The organism is Bacillus massiliglaciei, assembly GCF_900098925.1.
Lineage (GTDB): Bacteria > Bacillota > Bacilli > Bacillales > DSM-1321 > Peribacillus > Peribacillus massiliglaciei.
The window spans coordinates 152,877-178,179 of the sequence record NZ_LT622356.1; the positions used below are offsets into that span (position 1 = coordinate 152,877).

The window sequence follows — 25,303 nt, forward strand, 5'->3', positions numbered from 1 at the left end:
GCTGGCATGATTCTTAATATGTTTCTAGTATAATGGCCCTCCCCACGGTTTCCTTCTCCTTTTATTCGCCGCAAACGGGTCTTTCCCTTCTGCTAAACTAGGTATTTTTCCGTATTTTTTGAACAGCCGTCCTTTCGCAGCTCTAAAAACTGGCGCTGATTCCCCTGAAAATCCTGGATTTTTTCCATTTTGCTGACTAAATAGTTAATATTCCTCATTATTAGATACTTTATACTATTCTGAAATAAATCCTGTTATCATAAATTAGGAGTTTGCAAAACTTCTAAAATCACATAATAAGGATGGAATGAAAATGCCGGGTAAATTCATGGGTTATAAAGTATTGGCCAGTTCATTGGCCGTAATCCTGCTTGGAACAGCTTCTGGCGCCGGGGATGCCGATGCAGCCGCGCCAAAGAAGAAGATTCAGTCAACAGTGGAGCTTCGTTTAATGGAAACGACGGACATTCACAGCAATCTGCTCGACTTCGACTATTACAAGAATAGTACGGCGCCGAACCTCGGATTCTCCAAAACGGCAGCACTGATCAAAAAAGCAAAGGCTGAAGCAGAGAACTCTGTCCTTGTGGATAATGGCGATTTGATTCAAGGAACCCCTCTCGCTACCTACAAAGCAAAGATCGACCCTCTGAAAGACGGAGAAGTGCATCCGGCCATCAAAGCCATGAACCTGCTTGGCTATGACATGGCGACCCTCGGGAACCACGAGTTCAATTATGGGCTTGATTTCCTCGATGAAGTCTATGATGACGCGAACTTCCCTGTTGTCAATGCAAACGTGTACGCAGATGATCATGATGACAATCCGAACAACGACAAGAATCAATTTACGCCTTATCAAATCGTCAATAAAAAGGTGAAGGATGAGTCCGGCAAGACGAACGTCATCAAAGTCGGCTATATCGGATTCGTTCCCCCTCAGATCAATGAATGGGACAAGGCCAATCTCGACGGCAAGGTGATTACGAAGGATATTATTAAATCAGCGGAAAAATATGTGCCAGAGATGAAAAAGAAGGGCGCCAACGTGATCATCGCCATGGCCCACTCCGGATTCAACGGCAATGAGGCCAATACGGAAGACACAGTTTATTCTTTGAGCAAAGTGCCCGGCATTGATGCCATCACCTTCTCTCATACCCATAAAACATTCCCGGCCAAGGACGAAACAAGCCTCGATGCCCTGTTTAAAGATGCGGACGGCAAGCCCCTTCCCGGCGTGGACAATGAAAAAGGAACGATCAACGGCGTTCCTGCTGTACAGGCGGGTTACGGCGGCGGTTCCCTTGGCATCATCGACCTGACTTTAGAAAAGGTCACCGGCAAATGGTCTGTGGCGGACTCCCAGTCCGAAACAAGGGAAATCAATGCCGTTCAGCCGGACAAGGCCGTTGCAAACGCAGTCAAAGCCGAACACGAAGCAACGCTTGACTATGTCAATACGCCGATTGGCACGACGACAGACGATATCCACAGCAATTTCAGCCTTGTGCAGGATGACCCATCCATTCAGGTGGTCACCAATGCCCAGAAGTGGTATGTCGAACAATACATCGCACTGAATAAGCCGGAGCTGAAGGACCTGCCGATTCTGTCTGTGGGCGCCCCTTTCAAGGCAGGACGCAACGGAGTGGATGAATATACGGAAATCAAAAAAGGCGGCCTGACCATCCGGAGCGCCGGAGACCTGTACCTGTATGACAACACACTTAAAGCGGTTAAGCTGAAAGGCTCCGATGTGAAGGAATGGATTGAAATGTCTGCCGGAAAGTTCAACACGATCGACCCGGACAAAGCAGGCGAACAGGAACTGCTGAACCCTTCATTCCCTGTTTATAACTTTGACGTAATCGACGGCGTCGAGTACCAAATCGATGTGACGAAACCGGCCCGTTACGGAACGGACGGCAAATTGATCAATCCAGATTCAAGCCGTGTCATCAACCTTCAGTACAACGGAAAAGCGATTGACCCAGATCAGGAATTCGTCGTGGTTACGAATAATTACCGCGCCGGCGGCGGAGGAAACTTCCCAGGCTTGAAAGGCAGCGAATTGGTTGTCGATTCTGCGGATGAAAACCGTCAAGTCTTAATGGACTACATTTCCGAAGAGAAGGAAATCACGCCGACTGCCGACAATAACTGGTCGATCGCTCCGATTTCCGGAAATGCAGATGTGACGTTCACGACTTCCCCGAAAGCGGAAGCATACGTGAAAGAAGACGGCCCGTTCTCTTACACAGGAAAAACGGACAGCAAAGGCTTTGGCATTTTCAAAATGAATCTGAATAAGGAAAAAGAAAACGTGAAAGTCCAGCTCTTAGGCATCAATGACCTTCACGGACAGCTGGACACCATCACCCAGGTGAACGGACAGCCGGCCGGCGGCATTGAATACACGGCCGCTGCTCTCAGAAAAGAAGAGGCGACAAATCCGAACACGCTTGTGCTTCATTCCGGCGATATGATCGGCGGCAGTCCGCTGATCTCGGCGCTTTTCCAGGATGAACCGACCGTTGAAGTGATGGAATCCATCGGGTTCGATGCCGGAACGCTCGGCAACCATGAATTCGATGAAGGCATCGACGAGCTGCAGCGGATGATCCGCGGCGGCGAGCATCCAAACGGAACAAAAGGCTATGACGGAATGGACTTCCCGGTTGTCGCAGCGAACGCTTATGACACAAGGGACGGCAAACTGATTGCCGATCCATACACAGTCTTGAGCGCAGGCGGCCAGAAAATCGGTGTCATCGGGGTCGTCACCCAGGAAACGCCATCTCAAATTGTCCAAAAAGGCAATGAATCACTGAAAATCACCGACGAAACCGAAGCAATCAATACGTACACAGAAGAGCTGAAGGACCAAGGGATTGAGGCCATCGTCGTCCTTGCCCATAACCCCGGAACCCAAACGGGCTATACAGATGCTTTTGATGTCAGCAAAATCGCCGAACAGGCCGATGATGAAGTCGATGTCATCTTCGCCGCCCACAACCATGTGATGATGGACCGGGTTGTCGACGATAAATTGATTGTCCAAGCCTACTCATACGGCTCCGCTTTCTCTGACGTCGATATCGAAATTGACCCGGAGACAGGCGATATCGTCAAGAAATCAGGTGAAATCAAGACCGTCTTCCAAAAAGACTATACACCGGATCCGGAAGTGTCGGACATCCTGAAGAAATACAGCGATCAGATTGAACCGATCAAAGCAGAAGTCGTGGGCAAATCCGCAGCTGCCCTTCCGAAAGGCTATCCGACAACAGCCACTGAATTCGGCGACTTTGCCCTTGGCAACCTGATTGCCGACGGCATGAAGGCTGCGATGGATTCCGACTTCGCCCTTATGAACGGCGGTGGTGTCCGCGCCCCGCTTGATGCAGGCGATGTGACATTTGGCGACCTATTCGCGATCCAGCCATTCGGAAATGTCCTGAACAAAGTGATGCTGAGCGGCGCCGATCTGGAAACAGTCCTGAACGAACAGATTACAGCCAAAGGACTCGATTACCATATCGCAGGCTTCACCTACACATACACCTATGACGACGCGGCCAAAGCCGGAAAAGTGGCCGACATCTTCCTTCCGGACGGAAGCAAGATCGACAAATCGAAGGAATATTCCGTTGTCGTGAATAACTACATGTACGGCAATATCGATGCAAGCATCGGCGCCCTTTCTGAAAACATGGAAGTCGGACCGGTCGATCTCGATGCCACGGCAGACTATGTAAAATCCCTTCCGTCACCATTTGAGTACAAGGCAGAAGGAAGAATCAAACGAGTGAACTAATACAGAAAAGGACTGCAGCGAATCCCTGTGATTCTTCTGCAGTCCTTTTTACATCTTATTGATCCGCTTTTCCGTCAGTACGCTCTTCCTCCATCTGTCCGCTAAGAATCTGTTCTTCCGAGGCAATGCCGCCGACAAGATAGCTCGCAAGCTTGTGGTCTTTTTTCTCCTTGCTCTCTTCACAGTTTCCGAATAATGGCTGATCCATCCTATCACCTCCAGAAGTTAGGGTCCCTAAACCCGGAAGGATTATGTACAGACTCCGGGCTCCTTATTAGAAGGTTTACCCGTTTTCAGCCGTCTTACGCCTCATCTCAGTTAATAGGCGCCCCGAATCGAATCCTTTACTTTTTCCTGATAAAAGACTGCAAGCCGCTGCCGCTCCTCTTCCGTAAAAGGCGCGGTCTCTAATGCCGCCAGATTTTGCTCCACTTGTTTCAGATTCTTAAATCCAGGGATAATGCACGTGATTTCCCGGTGATCTAAAATCCAGCGAAGGGCGGCGCTCGCCATGGTGCCTCTGCCTTCTGCTATCCATGTCAGCTGATCGGCTAACTCAACCCCTTTTTGAAATCCCAGTCCGGCAAAGGTTTCCCCTACATTAAAAGCCTCGCCATTTTCATTAAAACGGCGATGATCGTCTTCTTCAAAGACATGGTCACTGGTGAATTTTCCTGTTAGCAGTCCGCTTGCAAGCGGCAGTCTGACCAGCAGGCCGACCCCTTTTTTATAAGCTTCAGGGATTAGCTGTTCTAATGGCTTCTGGCGAAATAGATTAAAAATGATTTGCAGGCTCTTCACATTCGGATGCTCTAAACAAATAAGCCCTTCCTCCGCCGTCTCCACGCTTACGCCGTAATGGCGGATTTTCCCTTCGCGCTGCAGCCGGTCAAGCACCGCAAACACTTCGCCATCCCGTAAGATCTCAGTAGCCGGACAATGAATTTGATATAAGTCGATGGCTTCCCTGTTCAAACGGCGAAGACTGTCTTCGCAATAGGCCCGCACCGTTTCATAGGTGTAATTCTTCGGGTCCGAAATATCCCCCTGGCGGCAAAATTTAGTGGCAATATGGATCTGATCTTCCCGCCCTTTTGTCGCCTTCGCTAAAAGCTCTTCACTGTGGCCGTCGCCGTACACATCAGCCGTATCAAAAAAATTCACACCCTGGCCAATGGCATAATCAAGTGATTTAAGCGCTTCTGCATCGCTCGTCTTCCCCCAAGAACCCCCAATGGCCCATGTCCCAAAACTGACCTCGCTGATCTGCAAACCGGTATTTCCTAACTCACGATACTTCATCGTCACAAACCCCTCATTTCTGCTCATTTCATTGATATCTCATTTTACCATTTATTTTAATATTTTGATAAATAGAAAGGCTGCCTGTCACACGAGTATTTTCTCCAAACAAAAACCCCTGCATGGCCAAATACGGCGAATCCCAGGGATCGTGACAAGATCGTTTTACGGAAAATACTTCTTTAGCTTTTCATCCCAGCCTGTAAAAAGCATGATGGCTGTTATTGGTAAACCGACAAGTATAAGCACAGGAATCGATGTATCTTCAGAAGGCCCGAGGATGAAGGAAAAGAATAACATGATCAGTTCTAATTCAATATAGGCCTTTAAAAATGCCTGCCAAGAGACTTTTTTCATGAGCAATCCCTCTTTCATTTACAATTCCGCTTCGCCGGCAGCCTGACCTTAATAATGAAAGACTCTATCATGACGGTAAGACCTGTCAGCAGGTACAGCTCGCCTTCAAACCCTTTGACCGTTTTAAGGCTGCAGAGATGGTGCTAATCCGATAAGGTACCCCAGATATGCCGGTTTGGCGGTCTTCTTTAACAAAAGCGAAAGAATGAGAACGGCAAAAAACAAATCCTCCCTAAAAACCATCCGCTTCAATACTTTATGTACGCTTAGACACAAAAGTCCGCTTACCCCTTCTCCACCCGTTCCCTTACCCGGATCCACGGACGGCCGTTCTCCCATTCCATCGCCACCGGCACTTGGAAGGTTTCCCCCAGCAGCTCTTCCGTCAGGGTTTCCCGTTTTTCGCCGCCTGCCACCGCCTTCCCTCCCTTAATAAGCAAGGCATGGGAGATGGAAGGAACGATTTCCTCGATATGGTGTGTGACATAGATGATGGTCGGCCCGGCCGGTTCGGCTGCGAGCTGTTCAATCATTCCAAGCAGTTCTTCCTTCGAGTAGATATCCAGCCCGTTGCATGGCTCGTCTAAAATCAATAGCTTAGGCGAAGCCATAAGCGCCCTCGCAATCATTACCTTCCTCCGCTCCCCCTGTGAGAGCGTATGGAGAAACTGGCTGGACAAATATTCAATCTTGAATTGACGGAGCAAATCCGATGCTTTCTTCACATCTTCCTCCGTAATTTCTTCATACAGCCCGATTGAGGCGAACTTGCCGCTCAGCACCGCCTGAAGCGCTGTATCATGGGCACGATCCTGGTAATCCTGGTCCAGCGACGTACTCACCCAGCCAATCGACTTGCGCAGCTCGGGGATATTCACTTTCCCAAACTCATGTCCCAGCACCGACACTTTCCCTGCATTCGGCCATTGATAGCCTGTCACCATTTTCAGCAAAGACGTTTTGCCCGAACCGTTCAAACCAAGCAGGGCCCAATGCTCCCCTTTTTTAACCTCCCATGAAACACCGTCTAAAATCATTTTCCCCTTCCTCTTCCAGCCGATCTCCGCAAGCTGGATGATGCTCGGATTCTGATCCATTGCCACTCCTTCTTTCTGGTTGAATTTTCTGAATTTATTCTATCGTATCATTTCTTTTCCTGCATCTCCTCTTTTCTGTACGAAACCGCGATATGGTCTTTGCTGCCCTTTTCAGGCTTTTCTTCCTATTGCCCTGCACATCCATATTCATATAAATCCCTTCCAGCACCTCCTGATTTTGACAATAAACCGGTCCATTCTGATTGTTTTCTCCGTTTTCTCCTGTAAAAGCGAGCAAGCAGCCGAATGGTATGACTGGAAAAACATTTTAGGAGGTACATACATAATGAAGAAATTCGTATGCAGCATGCTGACGGCCCTTTTCTTAATCGCCGTCCTTCTTCCAGCGGCCAGTGAAGCCGCAGTCGGCGACCGGACCCTGACAAGAGGCATGAGCAATAGTGATGTAAAAGAATTGCAGGAATTATTAATGGCAAAGGGTCTGTTCCCTTACCATGAAGCGACGGGCTATTTCGGCCCGATTACCCAAGAATCGGTGAAAACATTCCAAGCTGAATCCAGACTGGCAGCGGACGGAATAGTCGGAGCGCAGACAAGCAACAAAATCAAAACCTTGCGAAAAGGGGATATAGGGAAACCAGTCGCCCATCTCCAAAGACTGCTAAAAGCATCTGGCGTCTACTCTTCAACCGTTGACGGCATCTACGGAAGCGGAACCGCACAGGCAGTCGAGAGTTTCCAGAGACAAAAAGGACTTGGGGCTGACGGCATCGCCGGAGCCCATACATTCAGCAAGCTGAATGCGACAGCAACAGCAGCCTCCCCTGTAAAGGAATTGACAGTGGACAGCACAGCATATACAGCGAGCTGCGAAGGCTGCTCCGGTGTAACCAAAATGGGCGTGGACTTAAAGAAATATCCGGACGGCAAAGTAATTGCCGTTGACCCAAACGTGATTCCGCTCGGCTCTACAGTTGAAGTCGAAGGCTACGGACGGGCCATTGCCGCTGATACCGGCGGGGCAATCAAAGGAAACCGAATCGATGTCTTCATCGCCAATGAATCGAATGCCCTTGTATGGGGGAAAAAGCAAGTGAAAGTAAAAGTCATAGATTAATAGATAAAGGAGCCCGGTTTGATCCGGGTTCCTTTTTTTATGTCCAGCCGTTTATTCCTCTTCCTGCATCACCCTGTATTGCAGGTCGCCCGGCTCCCGGCAAAGGGTAATCCCGCTTTTTCGTTCATAAAAGAACAATTTCTTGCCGGTCGTCCGCTCATGGAGGGTGTTCAGGAGAAAAGCCGTTTGGTTTCTTTTATAAATCAATTTGTTCTGGCTCAGGGGAACCGGCAATGCATGGCCGTACCTCGTATGGACCATCGTTTCCGTTTTGGTAATCCGTTCGAACTTGTCCACATGAAGATAGGAGAACATGACTCCATTTTTCCGGAAAGAGCTGCAGGAAAACCAGGCCATTTTCTGATAGGCACAGATACAGATTGGCAGCATGTAGCCTTCTCCAAGAACCGCCTTCGCTCCCGTCAGCGCCCCTTCCACATCAGAACCAAAATATTTCAGCGTATCATTCATGATCTCCAGCGGTTTTTTCGAAACATAAAAGGACACCTTTCCCTCAAGCACCAGCGTCTGCTCATTGCCCTCTGAATCGTAGGCGACAAGCAGCGCCACCGTTTCCGGATTGATCAAATAACTGTTCAGCATTTCCATCCCGCATTCCCCCTATTATTTAATTTTCATTTTTATCTAATAGGAGTATACTGAACTAGAGTCAGGCATACTCCTGCTCGCAAAGCCCTCAGATGAAGTCTTCCCGGACCCAGTCACCTGAGGGTTTTCCTATCTTGTTCATTTCCGCATTCCCCATGCCTCCTTCATCAAGACTTCTTTCACCTATGTAACGAACACCTATAATTATCCCTCTTTTTTCTTTTTTTGTAAAATTGAAACAACTTAAATAAGGTACTTTTTGACTATATATTATAGGTCATTTTGAATATTCTGTATATATTCTTCCGCACAAACGTTATATTTCTTTACATCATGAGCTGTAACAGCCACCAGGAAAAGGTTCTTGCTTCCTATTAAATCCGCCGCTTATTATGTACAATCGTTGAAGAAAGAGCTTTTCTGTTCGATGACCTTCTTTTCCAATCCCGGTTAAAAAGCTATCACCTCCATTCCTGCCGGAACGTAAAACATCGGCCTATTCCTGTTACCCCCCCCACTCTCTCGCATTATCCAAATTCTAACATACATTCTTCCTTGATTTGTCCTAAAATTGGATTCAGCTCCGCATTTTCCCATCAATGTTTGACGGAGAAAAGCAGGATAAGAGAATGATGAATTTTACTTGATAGAAGACAAAAGGCACCCGGATGAGTGACCAGGCGCCTTTCATCTATTTATTCGGTTAGACCCAGCATCCTCATTAAGGCGATGATCAACAGCCCGCCGATCGTCAGAACCGTATTGTTGACAGCATGGATCAACAGGACATGCCAGATGTTCCTTGTCCAGAGATACATCAGATTCAGGAACAGTCCGGCAAACATGTACGGAACTGTGCCCATCACACTGCCAAAATTATAATAATGAACAAGACCGAACAGGATGGCATTCAAAAGCACAATGCATGCCTTTCTGAAAAAACCGCCCCGGAATATCTTGCCAAGCAGCGTATAGCGGAATATCGTATCCTCAATCAATGACGTCACAATAGGACCCAACGCGATGTAAAACAACAGAGCAAACATCTCAGGGCTTGCCGATAAAGGATCGATTAAAGAGGGGGCGTCTGTTTCCGCACCGTTTCCCTGATTCGGAAGGAATGAGCGAATGGCACTGATCATCACCTGCAGGACGACAGCACCGCCCAGGATTACGAGCACCGAGCGTTTCCAGGCCCGTGCAAAGCGGTTCCAGTGTTTGCGGAGCATCGGGCGATACATTGCGATAAGAAAGATAAACATGATTAAGCGCACGCTTGTATCAATAATGACAGGCCAAACCGTGCCTGCTGAAAAGTGCTGACTGATCAAGCCCGCAAGAAAGATAATCGGGATGAGCAGCAGGACCATAAAATCCTTCTTCTCCCAGACCTGATGTGAAAAATCTTCTATGCTGACCGATTTTATAAATGGCTTCATAGATTGCTTTAACTCCTAACCTTGATTTAATGATGATTTCATTTATATCTGACATTCGTCCCCATTTTAGCATAAAACTCGCTGCCGCTCCGTCTGTTCAGCCCAATTCCGTAAAAGAAAGCACCGAATCACCCTATTAACGAAGAAGGACAGCTTCTGACGAGAGAGGCAAAAGAAAAAAGCTACCCGCAAGCGGATAGCCTTTCGAATGAAATCGGTCACTGCTTAATACTCTGCTGCCCCTTCAGTTCCGGGACGACATTTGGCGGCTCTTCGCCGGTTACCGCCGCGACGAGGTTTTTCGCTGCAAGCAGCGCCATGGCCGACCGGGTTTGATGGGTCGCCGAACCGATATGCGGCAGCGTCACCACATTCGGAAGCTTGAGAAGCGGATTATCCTTTGATACAGGCTCCTGCTCGAAGACATCAAGCCCGGCCGCAAGGATTTCCTTTGTTTGAAGCGCTTCGGTGAGCGCCTCCTCGTCAACCGTCTGGCCGCGGGAAGTGTTGATGAAAATCGCCGACTTCTTCATCATTCGGAACTGCTCCCGCCCCATCAGCCGCCGCGTTTCCGGCGTGAACGGAACCATCAGCAGAACGAAGTCGGACGTCTGGAGCAAATCATCGAACGGCGCATAGACAGCACCAAGCGTCCCTTCCATCTCCGGCTTCCGGCGCCGGTTATAGTACTGGATTTTCATATTGAAGCCGAGTCTCGCCCTTCTTGCAATGGCTTCGCCGATCCGGCCCATCCCGATGATGCCGAGCGTTTTGCCGTGAACGTCGACTCCGTAGAGCGGCTCCTCATCGCCCTTCTCCCATTTGCCTTCCTTGACCATCCTGTCGAGTTCCGGAACGCGGCGCGCTGCTGACAGCATGAGGGCAAGCGCCAGATCCGCAACGGTTTCATTGAGGACATCCGGCGTGTTCGTGCCGATGACGCCCCTCCGTTTCATCGCCTCGAGGTCAAAGTTATTGTAGCCGACGGAGATGTTGCTGACGGCCTTCAATTTCGGAGCATGGTCCAGGAATTCATCATCAATCCGTTCACCGGTGATCAGCAATCCATCCGCATCAGACAGGCTGCGCATCAGTTCTTCTCTCGTAATCTGCCCGTCGCCCTCCCATTTTTCATATTCGCAATGCTCTGCAATATAGGCTTCCGCTTCGGGCGGTATCGGCCTTGCTACATATACTTTCGCCATGAATGAATTCCCCCTTCATCACACTATTCTTCTTTAATCGGATCTTTTACAATAAACCAATAACAGATGGCCGCACCCCCTGCAATGAGACCGCCGGAGATAAAGGCCAGCGAGTAGGAGCCCGTAGCATCCACAATCAGCCCTGCGACAACCGGAGAGAATGCCCCTCCGAAATACCCTCCGAAGTTCTGAATAGCCCCGACAGAAGCGACCATCGAAGGCGGTGCGATATCACCCGCAAGCGCCCAGGCACTTCCGGTAATCGATGAAATAAAGCAGAGGGCAAGTGTCAAAAGAGCGATGGTGATGGCAAGACCTTTCACGAGCGGCACAGCACAGACCACAATGGTCGTCATAATGGCGGCGACACTGATCAGGATCCGCTTCGCTTTTACCGGCGTCGTCTTCCCGGTATCCACCCATTTCTTCGTCAGATACCCTCCGAAAATATTTCCGAAAATCCCGCCGAGCCACGGAATCCCTGCATAGATGCCCATTTCCGTCAGGGAGACATGGTGGACATCAACCAGGTACAGCGGCAGGAAGACAAGGAAGATGTTCCAAATCCAGATCGTACAGAAAAAGCCGAGGATCATCCCCCACATGCTGCGGTATTTAAATAAGGCGCCCCACTTGATCTTGGACGACTGGATGCCCTGCTCGGCCCCGCCGCCTTCCGATTTGATGTAGTCGAACTCTTCCTTCGTGAGCCGCTTGCTTTGTTCCGGATTTTTATAAAAAATCATGAATCCAATCGCAAAAATGATGCCCATCAGGCCGGTAATATAAAACAGCGCCCTCCAGCCAAACGTCACCATGATGAACACAAGCAGCGGCGGCGCAAGAGCCGGACCCCATTTGGACGAAGAATCCCAAATACCGGTCGCCAGGCCTCTCTCCTTCTTCGGGAACCAGTTGGCGGTGATTTTCGCCATCGTCGGAAAACACGGCGCTTCCCCCACACCAAGCAGAATCCGGGCGGCAATAAAGGAGCCCATCTTATGGACCGCCCCCGTCAGCATGGTCGCTCCGCTCCACCAAATTAATGCGATGGTATACACTTTTTTCGTTCCAAACCGGTCGATCAGCCAGCCTGCGGGCAGCTGCATCAGCGCGTAGCTCCAAGAAAAGAAAGTGCCGAGAAGACCGATTTGCGTAACGGTCAGGCCGAGCTCCTTCATCATTTCCGGTGCAGCAATGGACAGGTTGGCCCGGTCGAGATAATTGATGATTCCCCCGATCAGGAGCCAGATCACGACCGTCCAGCGAAACTTGCGAGCAATGTTCAGCGGTTTCCCTTGCTTTGTTTCAATTCTTGCTTCCATTCCCATTTCCCTCCTTCATTCGATAAAACGCCAAAATGACAACGCTTACAAATTGCACATCTGTGAAAACAAGGAGGCATATCCGATGAGTTTGATAATATAAAACCAGGTTTTAACATTTATGTAAAAATATTATGTGGTACATATCGTATTATGCCGGCTGCCCTCTGTCAATCTGCATTTTCGTTTTAGGAAAATGGTCCCGCACATAAAAAAGGGCGCCGCAGCAGGCACCCTTCCAAGAGAAACATCAGGACCGCAGACGGTTTGTCAGCGGCGTGATTTTTTCATCCGTCAGCATGATGTCATGGCATCTCTTCAGCACGTTCAGAATGGACTCCGTAGTCCGCTTGGCGCTGTACGCACAAACCGAAATCAAGCCTTTTTCCCTGATAATTTGATCCACTTCTCTTTCGTATTGCCCGATGAGCTCAGTGAATTCCTGTTCGTCCCCCCACTCAACCAGCCCCCATGTGCTGAGGGAAAAACCAGCTTTCAATAACGGCTCAATTTCATTCAGGAAATATCTCAGAACTGTCTGTGGATGAAAATTCCCATGTGAATAGTAAAAATCATAATTATTGGTGACATGCAGCTTCGCAAATTCATCCTCGCTCAGCTTCTCCTTCAATTGCTGTTTGATTTTTATCATATGCCGGTCATTTTCCAGCAGCACCACATGACGTCCGTCTTTTATCGCTGTAACAATGTAGGAAACAGCAAGATCAATGTAGCTTTCTTCACTCTTATAGTGATAAAAGATATGGCAGCTGTCTTCTTTATCTATTTTGTTAATCAATCGATTGATTAAATTAGGCATAAGCAGACTCCTTCAACAAATTGGTCATGCGTTCGCATAACTCCAGAGTATTCATTACCCTATTCTATGGCACGGCAAAACCTTTCGTCAAACTTAGGATATATGCCGGTTCATTAGGTCCTTTTACTCTTCTGTATTTTCATCTTGACGATCCGTTCTTAATTTATAGATATACAGGATTGGAACGAGACCGCAAATCAATACGATACCCCCTGTGATGACCCCATTCATTACCGTAAAGCCACCCGTGCGTGAAACAAAATAGCCGATAACCGCTGAAACCAAAAGAAGCCCAATCAGGGAAGCAGTCAGCCTTTTTTGTGGATGGACAGTTTTTTCGTAATCTACACTGCTATTCATGGATAAATAGGCAGAAACGACGGTCGTGATGATAAACACAAGCCAGAGAGGATTTTCCCTCATTCCGTCGATTCCTTTGGTTGCATAGTCATATCCTAAAATTCCAAGAATGCCGACCGTTTGGATGATGTAGGCAATGCGGATATTTTTTAAATTTTGCACAACTAAACGTTCATCGGTCACTTTTTTAATCATCCTTACCCCTCCTTTTCCTGCCAGAATACTTCATCTAATGTTTTATTAACGGCATAACAAACCTCCAGGCATAGTTTTAGCGATGGATTATATTTCCCCTTCTCAATCAAACTGATCGTTTGGCGGGTAACCCCGATCTTTTCCGCGAGCTGCTGCTGTGTCAGTCCCGCCTGAACCCGGGCGATTTTCACGTTATTCTTCAAATATGATATCCCCTCTCCATCCAACTGTAACATATATATTCCATAATTCAATATATATATTACATTATAAAGAGAGCAAAATCTCGCTTCTTCCCCTCATTCCGTTTATTTCGTCTCTATATATAAGCGTTTCAAGAACAAAAAATTTCCATTATCTGTTATAATAGACCCGTCTCCATTTGAACGGAGGACACACCATTGTCTCAACAGCATTCTTGCCGGCGTTTAGGGATGAAGGCCGGGAAAAGAAAATGATCATAGTGTCAGATTATTATTTTTTCAAAAAAGGAGAATGATTATGAGCAAAGTAGCGATCGTTACCGGTTCTGCCGGCGGATTAGGGAAAGGCATTGCTGAGAGGTTGTGTCAGGACGGCTTTCATGTTGTGCTTCATGATATAAATGAAGCGTTACTTAACGAAACAGTTTCCGAATTCAAAGAAAAAGACTTTTCTGTAATCGGTGTCAGAGGAGATGCATCTAAACGGGAGGACCAATTTTCCTTAGTCCAGGAAGCAGTCGATGCATTTGGCCATTTAGATGTTTTCGTCAATAATGCAGGTGTCGAATCTGTTGCTCCATTTTTGGAAATCACCGAAGAACAGCTTACTCAACTTTTCAGCATTAACGTAAATGGGGTGGTATTTGGAACCCAGGCTGCCGCAGCGCAATACATGAAACAAAAAACAAAGGGCAAAATCATTAATGCATGCAGTATAGCAGGCCATGAGTCCTATGAAATGCTTGGCACATACTCCGCTACCAAGCATGCGGTGAGATCCTTTACACACTCATCTGCGAAAGAACTGGCCCCCCATAAAATAACAGTCAATGCTTATTGCCCCGGTGTGGCGAAGACAAAAATGTGGGACAGAATTGATGAAGAAATGGTGAAACACAGCGATCATTTAAAACCAGGAGAAGCGTTTGAAGAGTTTTCTTCAGGAATTGCCCTTAAACGATATCAGGTCCCCGAGGATGTCGCTAACTTAGTTTCCTTCTTAGCTTCTGATGATTCAGATTATATAACGGGTCAAGCAATCATAACGGATGGCGGTCTTGTTTATCGATGATGAGCGGGAATCCGCCAAGGAAGGACCTCCTTCACAGGAGGCCCTTTTAGTTTGCCTGCAGTTCCCGGTCAAGACCCTTTGCCCATACAAGGCCTTCCTTTTCCGCTGTCACCTGAAGACAGCCTATTCCCTCCGAATCTTGCAGCAGCCGGGCCACCGGTATTTCAATAAATTGGCGAATGGCTCTCTTGACGGACCTCGCCCCATATTGCCGGCTGAATCCCTTTTCAATCAGATAGGTCTTTGCGCTCTCATCGAGTTCAATCTGAATCCCATGCTTTCTCAGCCGTCCATTCAGCCCTGAAATCTGCTTATCGATAATAGAAAGTCCAATATCGCCCTGTAAATCTTTAAAAATGCATATGTCATCAATCCGGTTCAAAAACTCCGGCGTGTATTTCTTTTCCAGTTCGGTCTGAATCAAACTTTCCAGCTCCTCCTCCCGAATTCCGGGCTTCAGCTGCTGTTTCAGACGCTTCCAAGGCGATTTCTTTTCTTTTGAGAAAAAGTCAGACACTTGTCTGGAGCCGAGATTGCTCGTCATGAAAATCAGTGAATTTCTGAAATCGATGGTTCTCCCACCCGATGAGACAACTAATTTTCCATTATCGAAAATATTGAGCAGCGTTTGAATCACACCATCATCCGCTTTTTCCATTTCATCAAATAAAACAATTCCCGGTTTGCTGAAAGAGCCGGCGATCTTTTCTTCGTCAAACAATGTGTGCCCTTCTTTGCTCCCCACATAGCCGGGCGGCGCCCCGGTAATGGCAGCTGCATAATGCTCCTGTGTCAAAGTGTTCATGTCGATTCGGCAAAAGCGGTCCTTCTCGCCATAAATCGCTTCTGAGAGTATTCGGATGGTCTCCGTTTTTCCGACGCCGGTAGGACCGAGAAACATGGCCACATACAGCGGACGGTCCGGTTCAGAGATATCCGCATGCACAAGGTTCAGCATCCCTTCCAGACGTTCCAGCACCTCTTCCTGTCCGAAGATGGCTCGTTTTAAGCTCCCCATCACTTCTTCTGGATCAAAGGTATAGCGGGAAAGTGTTTTTCTTTGTCCTTCCCCTTCCTGCCGGTTTCGATAGTCATTCAGTTTGTCATTCACAAAGGGCATCTCCTTTTCCCCTTTCCTATATAAATAAATGAAACCGGGAACTTGTCCCGGCTTCTATGTCTGTTATTTTACGCCGGCTTCCTTTTCCAGCTCTTCATGCGGGATTCCTTCAATCGGGCATTCCGCCGTACCGGCATGTTTCCGAGTAAGAGCTTCCACGTTTTCTCTCGCCTTCTCCGCATCGAGCACCCATGTCCGGTAAAAGTCAAACGGACAGTCGGCCACACCTTTATCTCCGTCACCTGACTGAATAGTTCCCGTATAGCCCCGGTGGAGCAGCTTGAACAAATGATTCTGCGACTGCCAATTTTTCCGTGCATCCCGAATCTGGGAGACTGACAGTTCTGCATACTGGATGCCATACTCCTCAGTGCCGCATTCACCCAATGTGCTTCCGTCAAAACCGACAATACTGGAATGGCCGAAATAGGAATAAACTCCGTCAAAACCAGTCGCATTGGCTACAGCAACGTAGGAGGTATTCATCCAGGCCATCGTCTTCGCCACCATGATCTGCTGCTCTTTCGACGGATACATGTAGCCTTGGCAACGGACAATCAGCTCTGCACCCTTCATCGCACAGTCCCTCCAGATTTCGGGATAGTTGCCGTCATCACAGATGATCAGGCTGACCTTCATCCCTTTCGGACCTTCGACCACATGTGTCGTGTCGCCCGGATACCAAGGTTCAATTGGATTCCACGGCAGGATCTTTCGGTACTTCTGCACAATTTCCCCCTGGTTGTTAATTAAGACGAGTGTATTATAAGGCGTTTTATTCGGATGGTCCTCATGCTGCTCACCGGTAATGGAGAAGACTCCCCATACGTTGGCTCTTTTGCAGGCCGCTGAAAAGATCTCTGTCTCAGGTCCCGGAATGGTTGTGGCTGTATCGTACATTTCCTGCTCATCATACATAATTCCCTGTGTACTGTATTCCGGAAAAATGACAAGGTCCATGCCAGGAAGTCCTGTCTTCATCCCCTCCAGCATGCTGGCAATGTTATGGCAGTTCTTCATGACATCCTCTTTCGTATGTAACCGGGGCATCTTATAATTGACAACCGCTACCCCCACCGTATCGTTACTGCTGCTGATATCTCCATGTCTCATTTCACATTCTCCTCTCCGCTTCCGTATTTTCGCAAAAGACTTTTGCTGCAAGAAAGAAAATGCAAGTTCTATGCCAACCGCATAAAATGAGGAATCCCGCAGAAGGATGAAAAATCTCATCCAAAAAATTGTCCCATTTTAGAACATAATATTAATTAGAATTTTCAAAATAATCATTTCCCGCTATACTGGAAGAACAAGCCCCTTTTGTTTCAAAATGATACAGGGCAAAAACCATCCAGCAGGAGGAATCAATGTGAAAATCGGAATTCTCTTTTCCTTGACCGGAACGACTTCTCTTACGGAAACCGGTCAATACCGGGCCGCTTTATTAGCCTTCGAAAAATTCCAGGAAAAAACGGGGAAGGAAATCGACTGGATTGTCCGGGATATTCAATCTGATCCCTCCGAGGCATACAGACAGGCAGAGGATCTTGCCAAAAATGGCGTCAGGCTGTTTGTCGGAACTTATACTTCGGCCTGCCGCCAGGCCATCCTCCCCATCCTTGAGACATACAATGGCCTGCTGATCTATCCGACTTTGTATGAGGGCAATGAATCCCATCCCCATGTCCTCTACACAGGAGAAGTACCCAATCAGCAGGTCTATCCTCTGTTAAAATATATCCGCCGGCATATTGGCTCAAAAGTGTATCTTCTTGGGACAGATTACATCTACCCCAGATCGACCAATCAGGACGCCCGTGAATATTGGCGGTTATTAGGCGGAACGGTTTGCGGTGAACAGTATGTCCCTTTCGGCCATGCGAATTTCGACAGCATTTTTCAGGAAATCATCCGAAATGGCGCAGATGCAATCGTTTCCACCCTTGTGGGGACCAGCCTTGTTCATTTCTATCGCTCCTTTGCCGAATCAGGCTTCCAAGCAGATTCGCTCCCAATTTTCAGTCCCATCACCAAAGAAACAGAGATCCAGGCAGCCGGACCGCAGGCTGCAGCAGGCCATTACAGCAGCGGCAGCTATTTTCAGTCACTTGATTCTGCTGAGAACCTGCAATTCATCCGGGATTTCAAACAGCGTTTTGGAAGCCGGACCGTTGTGTCCTCCGTCATGTTCAATACCTATCTTGGTGTCTTCCTTCTGCTCGACACCTTACAGTCTCTCCACACAGCAGACAGCCGGGACATCCGGGATGCCTTAAAAGGCAAAAGGTTTCCAACTCCCTGCGGCACCGTTCAAATCGACGGAGACAGCCGGCATCTTTCCCGTCCAATCCGCATCGGGAAAATAAAGCCGGACGGGCAGTTTGAGATTGTATGGGACTCGAAAGAACTCATCACCCCGGATCCTTTCCTCCGGATGAAGCATTCACCGATTGATTCTCATATCCCCCTCCTGCCGGAAAAGGATGGTTTACTGGTGATGAACGCGAAACAGGAAGTCGTCTATACAACGGACAGCGTGAATGAGCAGCTCGGCGTTTTTGAAGGGGACCGTCCGGAATCCGATGATCTGAACCGGTGGGATCAGCATTTTGCGATAACCGAAAAGAAACTCGACACTGCTGGATATACCGTAATGAACTTCGAAAAGAAAGAGTTCGAGCCCGCCCCTTATTCCTTTGACCGAATTCGCACTAGGACCCCCGTATTCCAAGAGGAATTGAAAACCGCCCAGGCTGCAGCGAAATCCCGCGCTAACATTTTGCTGCTTGGCGAAACGGGCTCCGGCAAGGAAGTGCTTGCCCGGGCCATCCATCATCAAAGCCTGAGGAAGGATGGCCCGTTTATCTCGGTCAATACCGGGGCGATTCCCAGGGAACTGATTTCAAGCGAGCTGTTTGGTTTTGCAGACGGCGCTTTTACAGGCGCGAAAAAGGGAGGTTCAGCCGGCAAATTCGAGCAGGCCCACCAAGGGACACTCTTCCTCGATGAAATCGGGGAAATGCCTCCAGATTTGCAGGTCGCCCTGCTACGCATTCTTGAAACAAGAACGGTCACTCGCCTGGGGGATCATCGGGAACGAAAAATTGATGTTCGAATCATTGCGGCCACCAACCGGGATTTGAAAGAGGAAATCGCCTTTCAGGGCTCTTTCCGTTCCGACCTGTTTTACCGCCTGAACGTCATCAGCATTCATATTCCGCCGTTAAGAGAATGCATCGCTGATATTGACCTGCTTGTGCAGCCCTTCATTTCCCAGCTCCGGGAAGAATATCAATCAGGTCCCTGCTCTATATCCAAGGAAGCACTTAAGCTGCTTAAGCTTCACTCTTGGCCGGGGAATATCCGTGAATTAAAGAACTGTATCGAACGGGCCTTCATCCTCTCTCTTCGGGACGGTGACCGCTTCATTAAAAGCAGGCACCTTCCAAAGGAACTGACCGGCAGGAAACAGTTTGCAGCAGATACGGGCTTTTCTCTTCAGGAGGCCGAGAAGCAGGCGATCCATAAAGCGTTAGTGGCTGCATCAAGTCTGACACATGCAGCTCAATTACTCGGCATTTCACGAAGTACCCTGTATCGGAAACTGAAGGACCATTCCATTGACTCAAGCAAGTTTTTCCTTCCCTAAGAAGACCTCCCATGAATAACTGATCCAAAACTCCCTATACTACCAAAGACACCACTTCGAGGAGGAAAATCCATGACAGACCGCCATTCTTTCAAAAATGATAAGACCGTCTCTGAAGCCAATGACGGCACTTATTCGTATCCAGATTCCCCTGAAGAGGGCTACAGCGGCAATACAGGAAAAGCCGTTCAGCCGAATCGTGAGGAATCCATCAAAAATGCCCCTTTGAATCATGATACGTATAATTTCACAAAAGAACATTGATCGTATGTAAGCCATCTAGATCAAAAGCATCTAGATGGCAGCCTTTATTGGAACAGCTCTTCAAATGTCTCTTTCCCAGCAATCCCATCCGCACGAAGGCCCCTTGCTTTTTGGAACGATTTCAGTGCCTGTTCGGTGTCAGGACCGAATATGCCGTCGATATTTCCGGGATTGAAGCTATTCATATAGAGTGCAGCTTGCAGAATGTAGGTGATGTTGCCTTTTGCCCCTTTTCTGACATTTCTTACAGCCGCCTTTGTTTTTGGTCCCCATATGCCGTCCACCGATAACTTGGCATTGTACTGTTTATTCAACTCAGTCTGGAAACCTGTAACTAGGGCTTTTTTTGTTTGGGGGCCATAGAGTCCGTCCACTGTTAGATTTGTTTTGTATCTGCTGTTCAGTTTGAGCTGGATTCCTTTGATGACAGAATTGCCTTGCGGCGCATTCTGCGGCTTGTCATCATTTTGAACTGGATTCGCCGGGCTCAGCGGACTCTCGCCGGCATTATTGAAGTTCAGCTTCAATGCCGGCTTTTGTCCGGCCTGCAGCTGCCTGTAGGTTAATCCGCCTGTCATTTCCAAGTGAGGATAGTCTTTGAAACTTGTCCAATCCCCGCCCCAGGCAAATCCGAGTTCCTTGCCGATTGCAGCAACCCGCCGCCACCTGCTGTCCACCGTCCAGATGGCGCTTCTGCCGTCATCGCTGACGATAAAGAAGTCGACGGCCAGTCCAAAATTATGATAAGACTCTCCCGGTTCCGCGTTCGTAACAATAGGCTTTGCCATATTGCTGTAGTTTACGCCCTGATATGTGTATCCAAGTCTTCCCTGGCCATACAGCCTGGCCTGTTCTGTCATGGAACGGTATCCTGCGCTGATTTGTACATAAATCCCTTCTGCATATGCCCGTCTGATCATTTCAAGAGCCGATTCTTTCACAACTGGATGGATGCCGCTTCCCATGTTCTTCACAGATCTTTCTAACAACGTCTCCAGTTTTACAGCCATAATGAATCACCTCATTATGTTATATGAAAAAATAGCAAGCGTGCTTGTACAAGTAACCAAGGAGCACTGATATTCCGGATTTTCCCCGCCTCTTTTTTCCTTCGGTTGCCCGATAACCGGAGTTTTGGTAAGATACGGGTATCGAAATAAAACCGGCGATGGAGTTCGCCATAACCGCTGAAAAGCTAATGACTCCTACCAGAAGAACTGGTAGGAGTCTGTTTATGTTGAAGGGAGAGGTGAATGGTTTGGTTTATGTATTAGTGGGGATTGCGGGAATGATTGGCGCTTCTCTGCGCTATCTGCTTGGCGTCTTTTTCAATCAATGGTGGGTGCATGGCTTTCCCGCCGCCACTTTCACCGCAAATATAGCCGGAAGTTTTATCCTGGGCTGGTTCACAGTCTTCCTGCCGCGCGTGAAGGCGCTGCATCCCCATCTTGTTACAGCACTCGGAACAGGTCTGGTCGGCTCATTCACGACCTTCTCCACCTTCAGCATCGAAACAGTTCGGCTGCTGAAGGACGGGGCTTGGGGAACGGCCCTTCTGTATGTGCTTCTCAGCCTTTGGGGAGGCCTCCTGTTCTCCTGGGCAGGCTTTCGGCTCGGACAGGCTAAGGAAGAGGTGAAATCTTCATGATATCCCTTCTCCTCGTTGTCATTGGCGGATTCTTTGGCGCCATTTCCCGTTTCGGGGCAAGCGGCTGGATTAAACGGAAGTACCCGTCCCGGTTCCCATACGCCACGCTTTTCGTCAACTTGACCGGGTCCTTTTTATTGGGCCTGCTGCTCGGGGCCCATCCGGGATCGTCTTGGGAACTGCTTTTTGGCACCGGATTTTTAGGAGCCTTCACGACCTTCTCCACCTTCAAACTGGAGAACATCCAGCTCCACGCTGAACGGCACTGGAAACTCTTAGTCCTGTATCTCGGAATCAGCTATACATTCGGGATCCTGCTCGCATTTCTCGGACTGAAAATCGGAAGCGCCCTTTAACTCAAAAAATCAGCAGACCCTTGTCAGGCTGCTGATTTTTCATGTCGGGTCGTTTTCATCAAGAGATAAGGTCGTCACTTTCGTATAATCCCCTTTGGCAATCTCTTCAGGTGTTGCCTTGCGGTTCAGGATGTCCTCCGTATTGATTCCTTCTGCAATGGTCGGTTCCTGGGCGTTTTGTTCTTCCTTCTTCATCGTCCGCCCTCCTTTTAGGGATAGGATATCCAGGGCGGACTTTTTCATACGGCATTCACAATTCTTCACAAAGCATCAACATCAGCCTAACATTGTCCGCTTATACTGAAATCAGGAGGACGGCACGCGTGGCCGTCATGGTATTGGCGAAGGCGGGGCCAATGCTGTTCAGCATGCTTTTTATCGTCTCTTTGCCGCATTGAACGGCTAAAGAGACCTGTTGTAACAGTCTCTTGAACATTTTTTGTATATCGGTCAAAATACTGTTTTTTTGTGAAGGTTTTGTGAACTTCACCAATATTCCTAACCATTTATGGTAAGATTATCCCTGGGCAAATTTTATGAAAATAAAAGACGCAAAGCCACGGGCCTAAATCAGTCAGCGGACTGACACGGCAGCCGAGCCGCCAGGATCTATTTTCTGCTAATGATACGGATGATGATTACGTCCTTTCTCATTTGCCTAAATTTTGCAAAAAGAAGGTATACGATGATTCTCCCTACTATTTATTCAGCTGTCGATCACACCAGACACATCGTGAAAGACAAGCAAAGCTGCGAATGCGGCGCCAAGCACAACCTGTTCCCGAACATCACCAGAACGGAACTCAGAAGCATTAAATTCATGCATGAAAAGGACGTTACATGTCCGAAATGCAAAATGAAAATGAACTGAAAAACCGCCAGTCCAAACTACATAACCGTATTTTCCCTTCCCGAACGAAGGTCAACAATACAAACAAAAGGAGCCGCTTTCGCACATGGAAAGCGGCTTTTATGATCTTTTCCGCCAGTTCCAAATCTTAGGTGTTCACTCCCCCAAAAATCATTTACAATAAGGAAAGTTACATACAGCACATGACAGACTTCCGGGAAGGAGAAAGTCTTTTGAAACCACACGTGTTATTAAAGGGGTATAATTTTTTATTTTTTGGTCTCTTGGCCCTTTTCATTCCCTTTCTGCCAGTCTACCTGGAAGAACAGGGACTGTCGGCCAGCGAAATCGGCCTCATTGTCGGAACAGGGGGATTCGTCACCTTGCTGGCCCAGCCGTTATGGGGATTCATAAGCGATAAAACAAAGACGATCCGCAAGGTCATGCTGCTCCTCGTCTGCCTGACAGCGGTGTTCGGCTATTTCCTGTTCAGCGTGGACAGCTTCCTTTTACTCGTCCTTTTCGCGCTGCTCGTTTATTTCTTTTTAATGCCGCTTGACCCGCTGACCGAAAGCCTGAACTTCACGGTCTCGGAAATGGCCGGCATCAGCTATGGATCAGTCCGTACATACGGTGCCCTTGGCTATGCCGTCCTCTCCCTGATTGTCGGCTTTGCGATGGATTATTTCGGCATGAGCAGTGTCTCGATTCTCTTTGTCCTATTGGGCCTGATTTCCTTCGGAGTGATTTGGCTCATGCCCGATGTGCAGGCCTCAAGCGAACCTGTCACAATGAAAGGACTGAAGAGCGTCCTCGCCAACCGGGAAATGCTGCTGTTTCTGATTCTCGTATTCATCAGCTCGGTTCCGGCCAGGATGAACGATACCTTTTTAGGCATTCATATCCGTTCCCTCGGCGGGGACACATCCCTGGTCGGCATCGCCTTCTTCATCTCGGCCATCAGCGAAATCGTCATCTTCGCCTTAAGCTTTTGGTGGCTGAGAAAAGGCCGGGAGCTCGAGATCATTACGGTCGCGACATTCGTGTACTTCCTGCGCTTCTTTGCATCTGGCTTCGTCACCAGCCCCATGGCTCTGACCCTTTTGCAGATTTTGCAGATGCTCACCTTTCCGGTCTTCTATACGGCGGCTATTCAGTACTTATACCGAATCGTCCCGAAAGAATGGCGTGCCACCGGCCAGACAGTACTCGCCCTGCTCTTTTTCGGGCTGTCCAGCATCCTTGCCTCCTACATCGGCGGCTACCTTTATAAAGGATTCGGCGGACATATCTTTTACTTCGTTATTTCGGCGCTGTCCTTCACTGGGTTTGCCTTTGGTGTCATCCTGACCATCCGCAAGCGAAGAATCGGCTCCGCCATGAAGAAAGAGGCCGGGCACAAGGCTTAGCCAACCGGGAGTGTCACGATTAAATTTTAACTAGCACCTATTTTTGATTCCAAGAGGAAAACTTATTGCAAAAAGGGAATGCCCAATAAGTGGGCTTCCCTTTTTTATGCATTCATATTCTCTCCCCGTAATCAGCCCGTAAAAACAAGGCAAGGACAGAAATGGATCCTTTATAAACACAGTGGACGGCTGACTCCTGAGGCATAGCACAAAGAAGAGACTGGAGACCCAAGCCATGTCCCCGAAAAGAAAAAATCCATAGCCAAACAAAAAACCAGATGAGAAGAGAAAACTCTTTCTCATCTGGCTTAAGGATAGCCCCTTTTTTATGGATTAGTAGACCATAATCCAGCTGATTTCAGAAGAACGCGCTGGTTCATTTTCAACTGGGCTACCATGAAGTCTGCCAAATCTTCCGGCTGCAGGACTTTTTCCGGATTGCCGTCAGTCAAGTTCAGTTCGATCGCCATATCTGTAGCGGTTGTGCTTGGTGTCAATGTAGTCACGCGGATGTTCTGTTTGCGGACTTCCAGCATCAACGATTCGCTCAAGGCAATAACCGCCGCTTTTGAGGCGCTGTAAGCACTTGTCACCGGTGCGCCTTTTTGTCCGGCTGTAGAAGAAATGTTGATGATTTCCCCTGATTGACGTTCGATCATTTCAGGCAATACCGCTCTTGTTACATAATAAACGCCCATAACATTCACTTGAATAATACGCGCCCAATCCTCGGGATCCACTTCAAGGAAATGGCCGAATTTAGAGATACCGGCATTGTTGACCAAGATTTCAATAGAGCCAAGTTCTTCACGGATTTTGGCAACCGCTTTGTTCACAGATTCCATATCAGATACATCAGCAGCAGCGATGGAAACCTTCACTCCGAATTCCTTTAACTCAGCAGCCACCTTTTCCAGGTTTTCAACTGAACGTGCAAGCAATCCGACATGAATCCCTTCCTTCGCAAACGCAATCGCTGCAGCCCGTCCGATTCCGCGGCCGGCGCCCGTAATGAGGGCTGTTTTCCCTTTAATATTCTGCATTCATCATCTCTCCTCTTCATATGTACATTTAACTGTATATAGGTTACCCTCCTCTTTTAAAAAAGTATACTAATTTGCTTAG

Annotated in this window: 24 protein-coding genes and 2 riboswitches; of the genes, 8 read left to right on the plus strand and 16 right to left on the minus strand. The window is 48.2% G+C overall.

The features are described from left to right. The first annotated feature begins 307 nt into the window (after nucleotides 1-307). A complete protein-coding gene (locus tag BQ4305_RS04940) occupies nucleotides 308-3,820 on the plus strand; it encodes a bifunctional 2',3'-cyclic-nucleotide 2'-phosphodiesterase/3'-nucleotidase (protein WP_110926738.1) in 3,513 nt (1,170 codons plus the stop codon). A 55-nt stretch (nucleotides 3,821-3,875) separates the two neighbouring features. On the opposite strand, the gene BQ4305_RS21305 is transcribed toward BQ4305_RS04940, so the two are convergent. The 4 genes from BQ4305_RS21305 to BQ4305_RS04955 all read right to left on the minus strand — a co-directional run bounded on the left by BQ4305_RS21305 (nucleotide 3,876) and on the right by BQ4305_RS04955 (nucleotide 6,576). Then, entirely contained in the window at nucleotides 3,876-4,028 is a 153-nt protein-coding gene (locus tag BQ4305_RS21305; RefSeq protein WP_199880564.1) for a hypothetical protein, read from the minus strand. A gap of 110 nt (nucleotides 4,029-4,138) precedes the next feature. After that, on the minus strand, nucleotides 4,139-5,122 hold the full coding sequence (locus BQ4305_RS04945) for an aldo/keto reductase (RefSeq protein WP_110926739.1): 984 nt from the start codon (nucleotides 5,120-5,122) through the stop codon (nucleotides 4,139-4,141). A 165-nt stretch (nucleotides 5,123-5,287) separates the two neighbouring features. After that, entirely contained in the window at nucleotides 5,288-5,479 is a 192-nt protein-coding gene (locus BQ4305_RS04950) for a hypothetical protein (protein ID WP_110926740.1), read from the minus strand. Between the two features lie 284 nt (nucleotides 5,480-5,763). Continuing rightward, a complete protein-coding gene (locus BQ4305_RS04955) occupies nucleotides 5,764-6,576 on the minus strand; it encodes an ABC transporter ATP-binding protein (protein WP_199880565.1) in 813 nt (270 codons plus the stop codon). A 286-nt stretch (nucleotides 6,577-6,862) separates the two neighbouring features. On the opposite strand from BQ4305_RS04955, the gene BQ4305_RS04960 reads away from it, so the two are divergent. After that, a complete protein-coding gene (locus tag BQ4305_RS04960) occupies nucleotides 6,863-7,654 on the plus strand; it encodes a peptidoglycan-binding protein (protein WP_199880566.1) in 792 nt (263 codons plus the stop codon). Nucleotides 7,655-7,705: 51 nt separating this feature from the next. On the opposite strand, the gene BQ4305_RS04965 is transcribed toward BQ4305_RS04960, so the two are convergent. The 7 genes from BQ4305_RS04965 to BQ4305_RS04995 form a co-directional block, all read right to left on the minus strand. Continuing rightward, nucleotides 7,706-8,263, minus strand: coding sequence for a competence protein ComK (locus BQ4305_RS04965; protein WP_110926742.1), 558 nt, complete (start codon nucleotides 8,261-8,263; stop codon nucleotides 7,706-7,708). Between the two features lie 695 nt (nucleotides 8,264-8,958). Next, entirely contained in the window at nucleotides 8,959-9,702 is a 744-nt protein-coding gene (locus BQ4305_RS04970) for a CPBP family intramembrane glutamic endopeptidase (RefSeq protein WP_110926743.1), read from the minus strand. Nucleotides 9,703-9,920: 218 nt separating this feature from the next. Next, the gene (locus tag BQ4305_RS04975; RefSeq protein ID WP_110926744.1) at nucleotides 9,921-10,907 is read right to left on the minus strand and encodes a 2-hydroxyacid dehydrogenase; all 987 of its coding nucleotides are present in this window, start codon (nucleotides 10,905-10,907) and stop codon (nucleotides 9,921-9,923) included. Nucleotides 10,908-10,930: 23 nt separating this feature from the next. Next, a complete protein-coding gene (locus tag BQ4305_RS04980) occupies nucleotides 10,931-12,232 on the minus strand; it encodes an MFS transporter (RefSeq protein ID WP_110926745.1) in 1,302 nt (433 codons plus the stop codon). Nucleotides 12,233-12,482: 250 nt separating this feature from the next. After that, on the minus strand, nucleotides 12,483-13,052 hold the full coding sequence (locus tag BQ4305_RS04985) for an MEDS domain-containing protein (RefSeq protein ID WP_110926746.1): 570 nt from the start codon (nucleotides 13,050-13,052) through the stop codon (nucleotides 12,483-12,485). Nucleotides 13,053-13,175: 123 nt separating this feature from the next. After that, nucleotides 13,176-13,607, minus strand: coding sequence for a hypothetical protein (locus BQ4305_RS04990; protein WP_324611562.1), 432 nt, complete (start codon nucleotides 13,605-13,607; stop codon nucleotides 13,176-13,178). A gap of 2 nt (nucleotides 13,608-13,609) precedes the next feature. Beyond that, complete coding sequence (locus BQ4305_RS04995; protein WP_110926747.1) at nucleotides 13,610-13,810, minus strand: helix-turn-helix transcriptional regulator; 201 nt, start codon at nucleotides 13,808-13,810, stop codon at nucleotides 13,610-13,612. A 298-nt stretch (nucleotides 13,811-14,108) separates the two neighbouring features. On the opposite strand from BQ4305_RS04995, the gene BQ4305_RS05000 reads away from it, so the two are divergent. Continuing rightward, nucleotides 14,109-14,882, plus strand: coding sequence for an acetoin reductase (locus tag BQ4305_RS05000; RefSeq protein WP_110926748.1), 774 nt, complete (start codon nucleotides 14,109-14,111; stop codon nucleotides 14,880-14,882). Nucleotides 14,883-14,928: 46 nt separating this feature from the next. Here the strand turns inward: BQ4305_RS05000 and BQ4305_RS05005 are convergent, their stop codons facing one another. Together BQ4305_RS05005 and BQ4305_RS05010 are read right to left on the minus strand one after the other, a co-directional pair. Next, a complete protein-coding gene (locus BQ4305_RS05005) occupies nucleotides 14,929-16,002 on the minus strand; it encodes an AAA family ATPase (RefSeq protein WP_110926749.1) in 1,074 nt (357 codons plus the stop codon). 63 nt (nucleotides 16,003-16,065) lie between these two features. After that, nucleotides 16,066-17,115: an aliphatic amidase gene (locus BQ4305_RS05010; protein WP_110926877.1), complete on the minus strand. Its 1,050-nt coding sequence runs from the start codon at nucleotides 17,113-17,115 to the stop codon at nucleotides 16,066-16,068. Between the two features lie 256 nt (nucleotides 17,116-17,371). On the opposite strand from BQ4305_RS05010, the gene BQ4305_RS05015 reads away from it, so the two are divergent. Together BQ4305_RS05015 and BQ4305_RS05020 are read left to right on the plus strand one after the other, a co-directional pair. Continuing rightward, nucleotides 17,372-19,651, plus strand: coding sequence for a transporter substrate-binding protein (locus tag BQ4305_RS05015; protein WP_234396875.1), 2,280 nt, complete (start codon nucleotides 17,372-17,374; stop codon nucleotides 19,649-19,651). A 72-nt stretch (nucleotides 19,652-19,723) separates the two neighbouring features. Further along, nucleotides 19,724-19,915, plus strand: coding sequence for a hypothetical protein (locus BQ4305_RS05020; RefSeq protein WP_110926750.1), 192 nt, complete (start codon nucleotides 19,724-19,726; stop codon nucleotides 19,913-19,915). 44 nt (nucleotides 19,916-19,959) lie between these two features. On the opposite strand, the gene BQ4305_RS05025 is transcribed toward BQ4305_RS05020, so the two are convergent. Then, nucleotides 19,960-20,925: a peptidoglycan-binding protein gene (locus BQ4305_RS05025; RefSeq protein ID WP_110926751.1), complete on the minus strand. Its 966-nt coding sequence runs from the start codon at nucleotides 20,923-20,925 to the stop codon at nucleotides 19,960-19,962. A 145-nt stretch (nucleotides 20,926-21,070) separates the two neighbouring features. Next, a riboswitch (Fluoride riboswitch) is annotated at nucleotides 21,071-21,130 on the plus strand. 43 nt (nucleotides 21,131-21,173) lie between these two features. Between BQ4305_RS05025 and crcB (BQ4305_RS05030) the strand changes: the two genes are divergently transcribed. Together crcB (BQ4305_RS05030) and crcB (BQ4305_RS05035) are read left to right on the plus strand one after the other, a co-directional pair. Then, nucleotides 21,174-21,563, plus strand: coding sequence for a fluoride efflux transporter CrcB (gene crcB, locus BQ4305_RS05030; RefSeq protein ID WP_199880583.1), 390 nt, complete (start codon nucleotides 21,174-21,176; stop codon nucleotides 21,561-21,563). Then, a complete protein-coding gene (gene crcB / locus BQ4305_RS05035) occupies nucleotides 21,560-21,919 on the plus strand; it encodes a fluoride efflux transporter CrcB (RefSeq protein ID WP_110926753.1) in 360 nt (119 codons plus the stop codon). Before crcB (BQ4305_RS05030) ends, crcB (BQ4305_RS05035) begins: the two co-directional genes overlap by 4 nt. Before the next feature lie 39 nt (nucleotides 21,920-21,958). Here the strand turns inward: crcB (BQ4305_RS05035) and BQ4305_RS21310 are convergent, their stop codons facing one another. Beyond that, entirely contained in the window at nucleotides 21,959-22,114 is a 156-nt protein-coding gene (locus BQ4305_RS21310) for a hypothetical protein (protein WP_199880568.1), read from the minus strand. A 321-nt stretch (nucleotides 22,115-22,435) separates the two neighbouring features. After that, a riboswitch (cyclic di-GMP riboswitch) is annotated at nucleotides 22,436-22,526 on the plus strand. A 476-nt stretch (nucleotides 22,527-23,002) separates the two neighbouring features. Between BQ4305_RS21310 and BQ4305_RS05045 the strand changes: the two genes are divergently transcribed. After that, the gene (locus tag BQ4305_RS05045; RefSeq protein WP_234396876.1) at nucleotides 23,003-24,178 is read left to right on the plus strand and encodes an MFS transporter; all 1,176 of its coding nucleotides are present in this window, start codon (nucleotides 23,003-23,005) and stop codon (nucleotides 24,176-24,178) included. 326 nt (nucleotides 24,179-24,504) lie between these two features. Here the strand turns inward: BQ4305_RS05045 and BQ4305_RS05050 are convergent, their stop codons facing one another. Continuing rightward, on the minus strand, nucleotides 24,505-25,221 hold the full coding sequence (locus BQ4305_RS05050; RefSeq protein ID WP_110926756.1) for a 3-ketoacyl-ACP reductase: 717 nt from the start codon (nucleotides 25,219-25,221) through the stop codon (nucleotides 24,505-24,507). Nucleotides 25,222-25,303 lie beyond the last annotated feature (82 nt).

What these genes read in the sequence shown, in the direction of transcription:
- BQ4305_RS04940 (WP_110926738.1), top strand. Translation starts at nt 308, where the DNA reads ATGAAAATGCCGGGTAAATTCATGGGTTATAAAGTATTGGCCAGTTCA.
- BQ4305_RS05000 (WP_110926748.1), top strand. Translation starts at nt 14,109, where the DNA reads ATGAGCAAAGTAGCGATCGTTACCGGTTCTGCCGGCGGATTAGGGAAA.
- BQ4305_RS04950 (WP_110926740.1), bottom strand. Translation starts at nt 5,479, where the DNA reads ATGAAAAAAGTCTCTTGGCAGGCATTTTTAAAGGCCTATATTGAATTA.
- BQ4305_RS04975 (WP_110926744.1), bottom strand. Translation starts at nt 10,907, where the DNA reads ATGGCGAAAGTATATGTAGCAAGGCCGATACCGCCCGAAGCGGAAGCC.
- BQ4305_RS05005 (WP_110926749.1), bottom strand. Translation starts at nt 16,002, where the DNA reads ATGCCCTTTGTGAATGACAAACTGAATGACTATCGAAACCGGCAGGAA.
- BQ4305_RS04955 (WP_199880565.1), bottom strand. Translation starts at nt 6,576, where the DNA reads ATGGATCAGAATCCGAGCATCATCCAGCTTGCGGAGATCGGCTGGAAG.
- BQ4305_RS04985 (WP_110926746.1), bottom strand. Translation starts at nt 13,052, where the DNA reads ATGCCTAATTTAATCAATCGATTGATTAACAAAATAGATAAAGAAGAC.
- crcB (WP_110926753.1), top strand. Translation starts at nt 21,560, where the DNA reads ATGATATCCCTTCTCCTCGTTGTCATTGGCGGATTCTTTGGCGCCATT.
- BQ4305_RS04970 (WP_110926743.1), bottom strand. Translation starts at nt 9,702, where the DNA reads ATGAAGCCATTTATAAAATCGGTCAGCATAGAAGATTTTTCACATCAG.
- BQ4305_RS04980 (WP_110926745.1), bottom strand. Translation starts at nt 12,232, where the DNA reads ATGGAAGCAAGAATTGAAACAAAGCAAGGGAAACCGCTGAACATTGCT.
- BQ4305_RS04990 (WP_324611562.1), bottom strand. Translation starts at nt 13,607, where the DNA reads ATGATTAAAAAAGTGACCGATGAACGTTTAGTTGTGCAAAATTTAAAA.
- BQ4305_RS05010 (WP_110926877.1), bottom strand. Translation starts at nt 17,115, where the DNA reads ATGAGACATGGAGATATCAGCAGCAGTAACGATACGGTGGGGGTAGCG.
- BQ4305_RS04945 (WP_110926739.1), bottom strand. Translation starts at nt 5,122, where the DNA reads ATGAAGTATCGTGAGTTAGGAAATACCGGTTTGCAGATCAGCGAGGTC.
- BQ4305_RS05050 (WP_110926756.1), bottom strand. Translation starts at nt 25,221, where the DNA reads ATGCAGAATATTAAAGGGAAAACAGCCCTCATTACGGGCGCCGGCCGC.
- BQ4305_RS05025 (WP_110926751.1), bottom strand. Translation starts at nt 20,925, where the DNA reads ATGGCTGTAAAACTGGAGACGTTGTTAGAAAGATCTGTGAAGAACATG.
- BQ4305_RS21305 (WP_199880564.1), bottom strand. Translation starts at nt 4,028, where the DNA reads ATGGATCAGCCATTATTCGGAAACTGTGAAGAGAGCAAGGAGAAAAAA.
- BQ4305_RS04960 (WP_199880566.1), top strand. Translation starts at nt 6,863, where the DNA reads ATGAAGAAATTCGTATGCAGCATGCTGACGGCCCTTTTCTTAATCGCC.
- BQ4305_RS21310 (WP_199880568.1), bottom strand. Translation starts at nt 22,114, where the DNA reads ATGAAGAAGGAAGAACAAAACGCCCAGGAACCGACCATTGCAGAAGGA.
- BQ4305_RS05020 (WP_110926750.1), top strand. Translation starts at nt 19,724, where the DNA reads ATGACAGACCGCCATTCTTTCAAAAATGATAAGACCGTCTCTGAAGCC.
- BQ4305_RS04965 (WP_110926742.1), bottom strand. Translation starts at nt 8,263, where the DNA reads ATGGAAATGCTGAACAGTTATTTGATCAATCCGGAAACGGTGGCGCTG.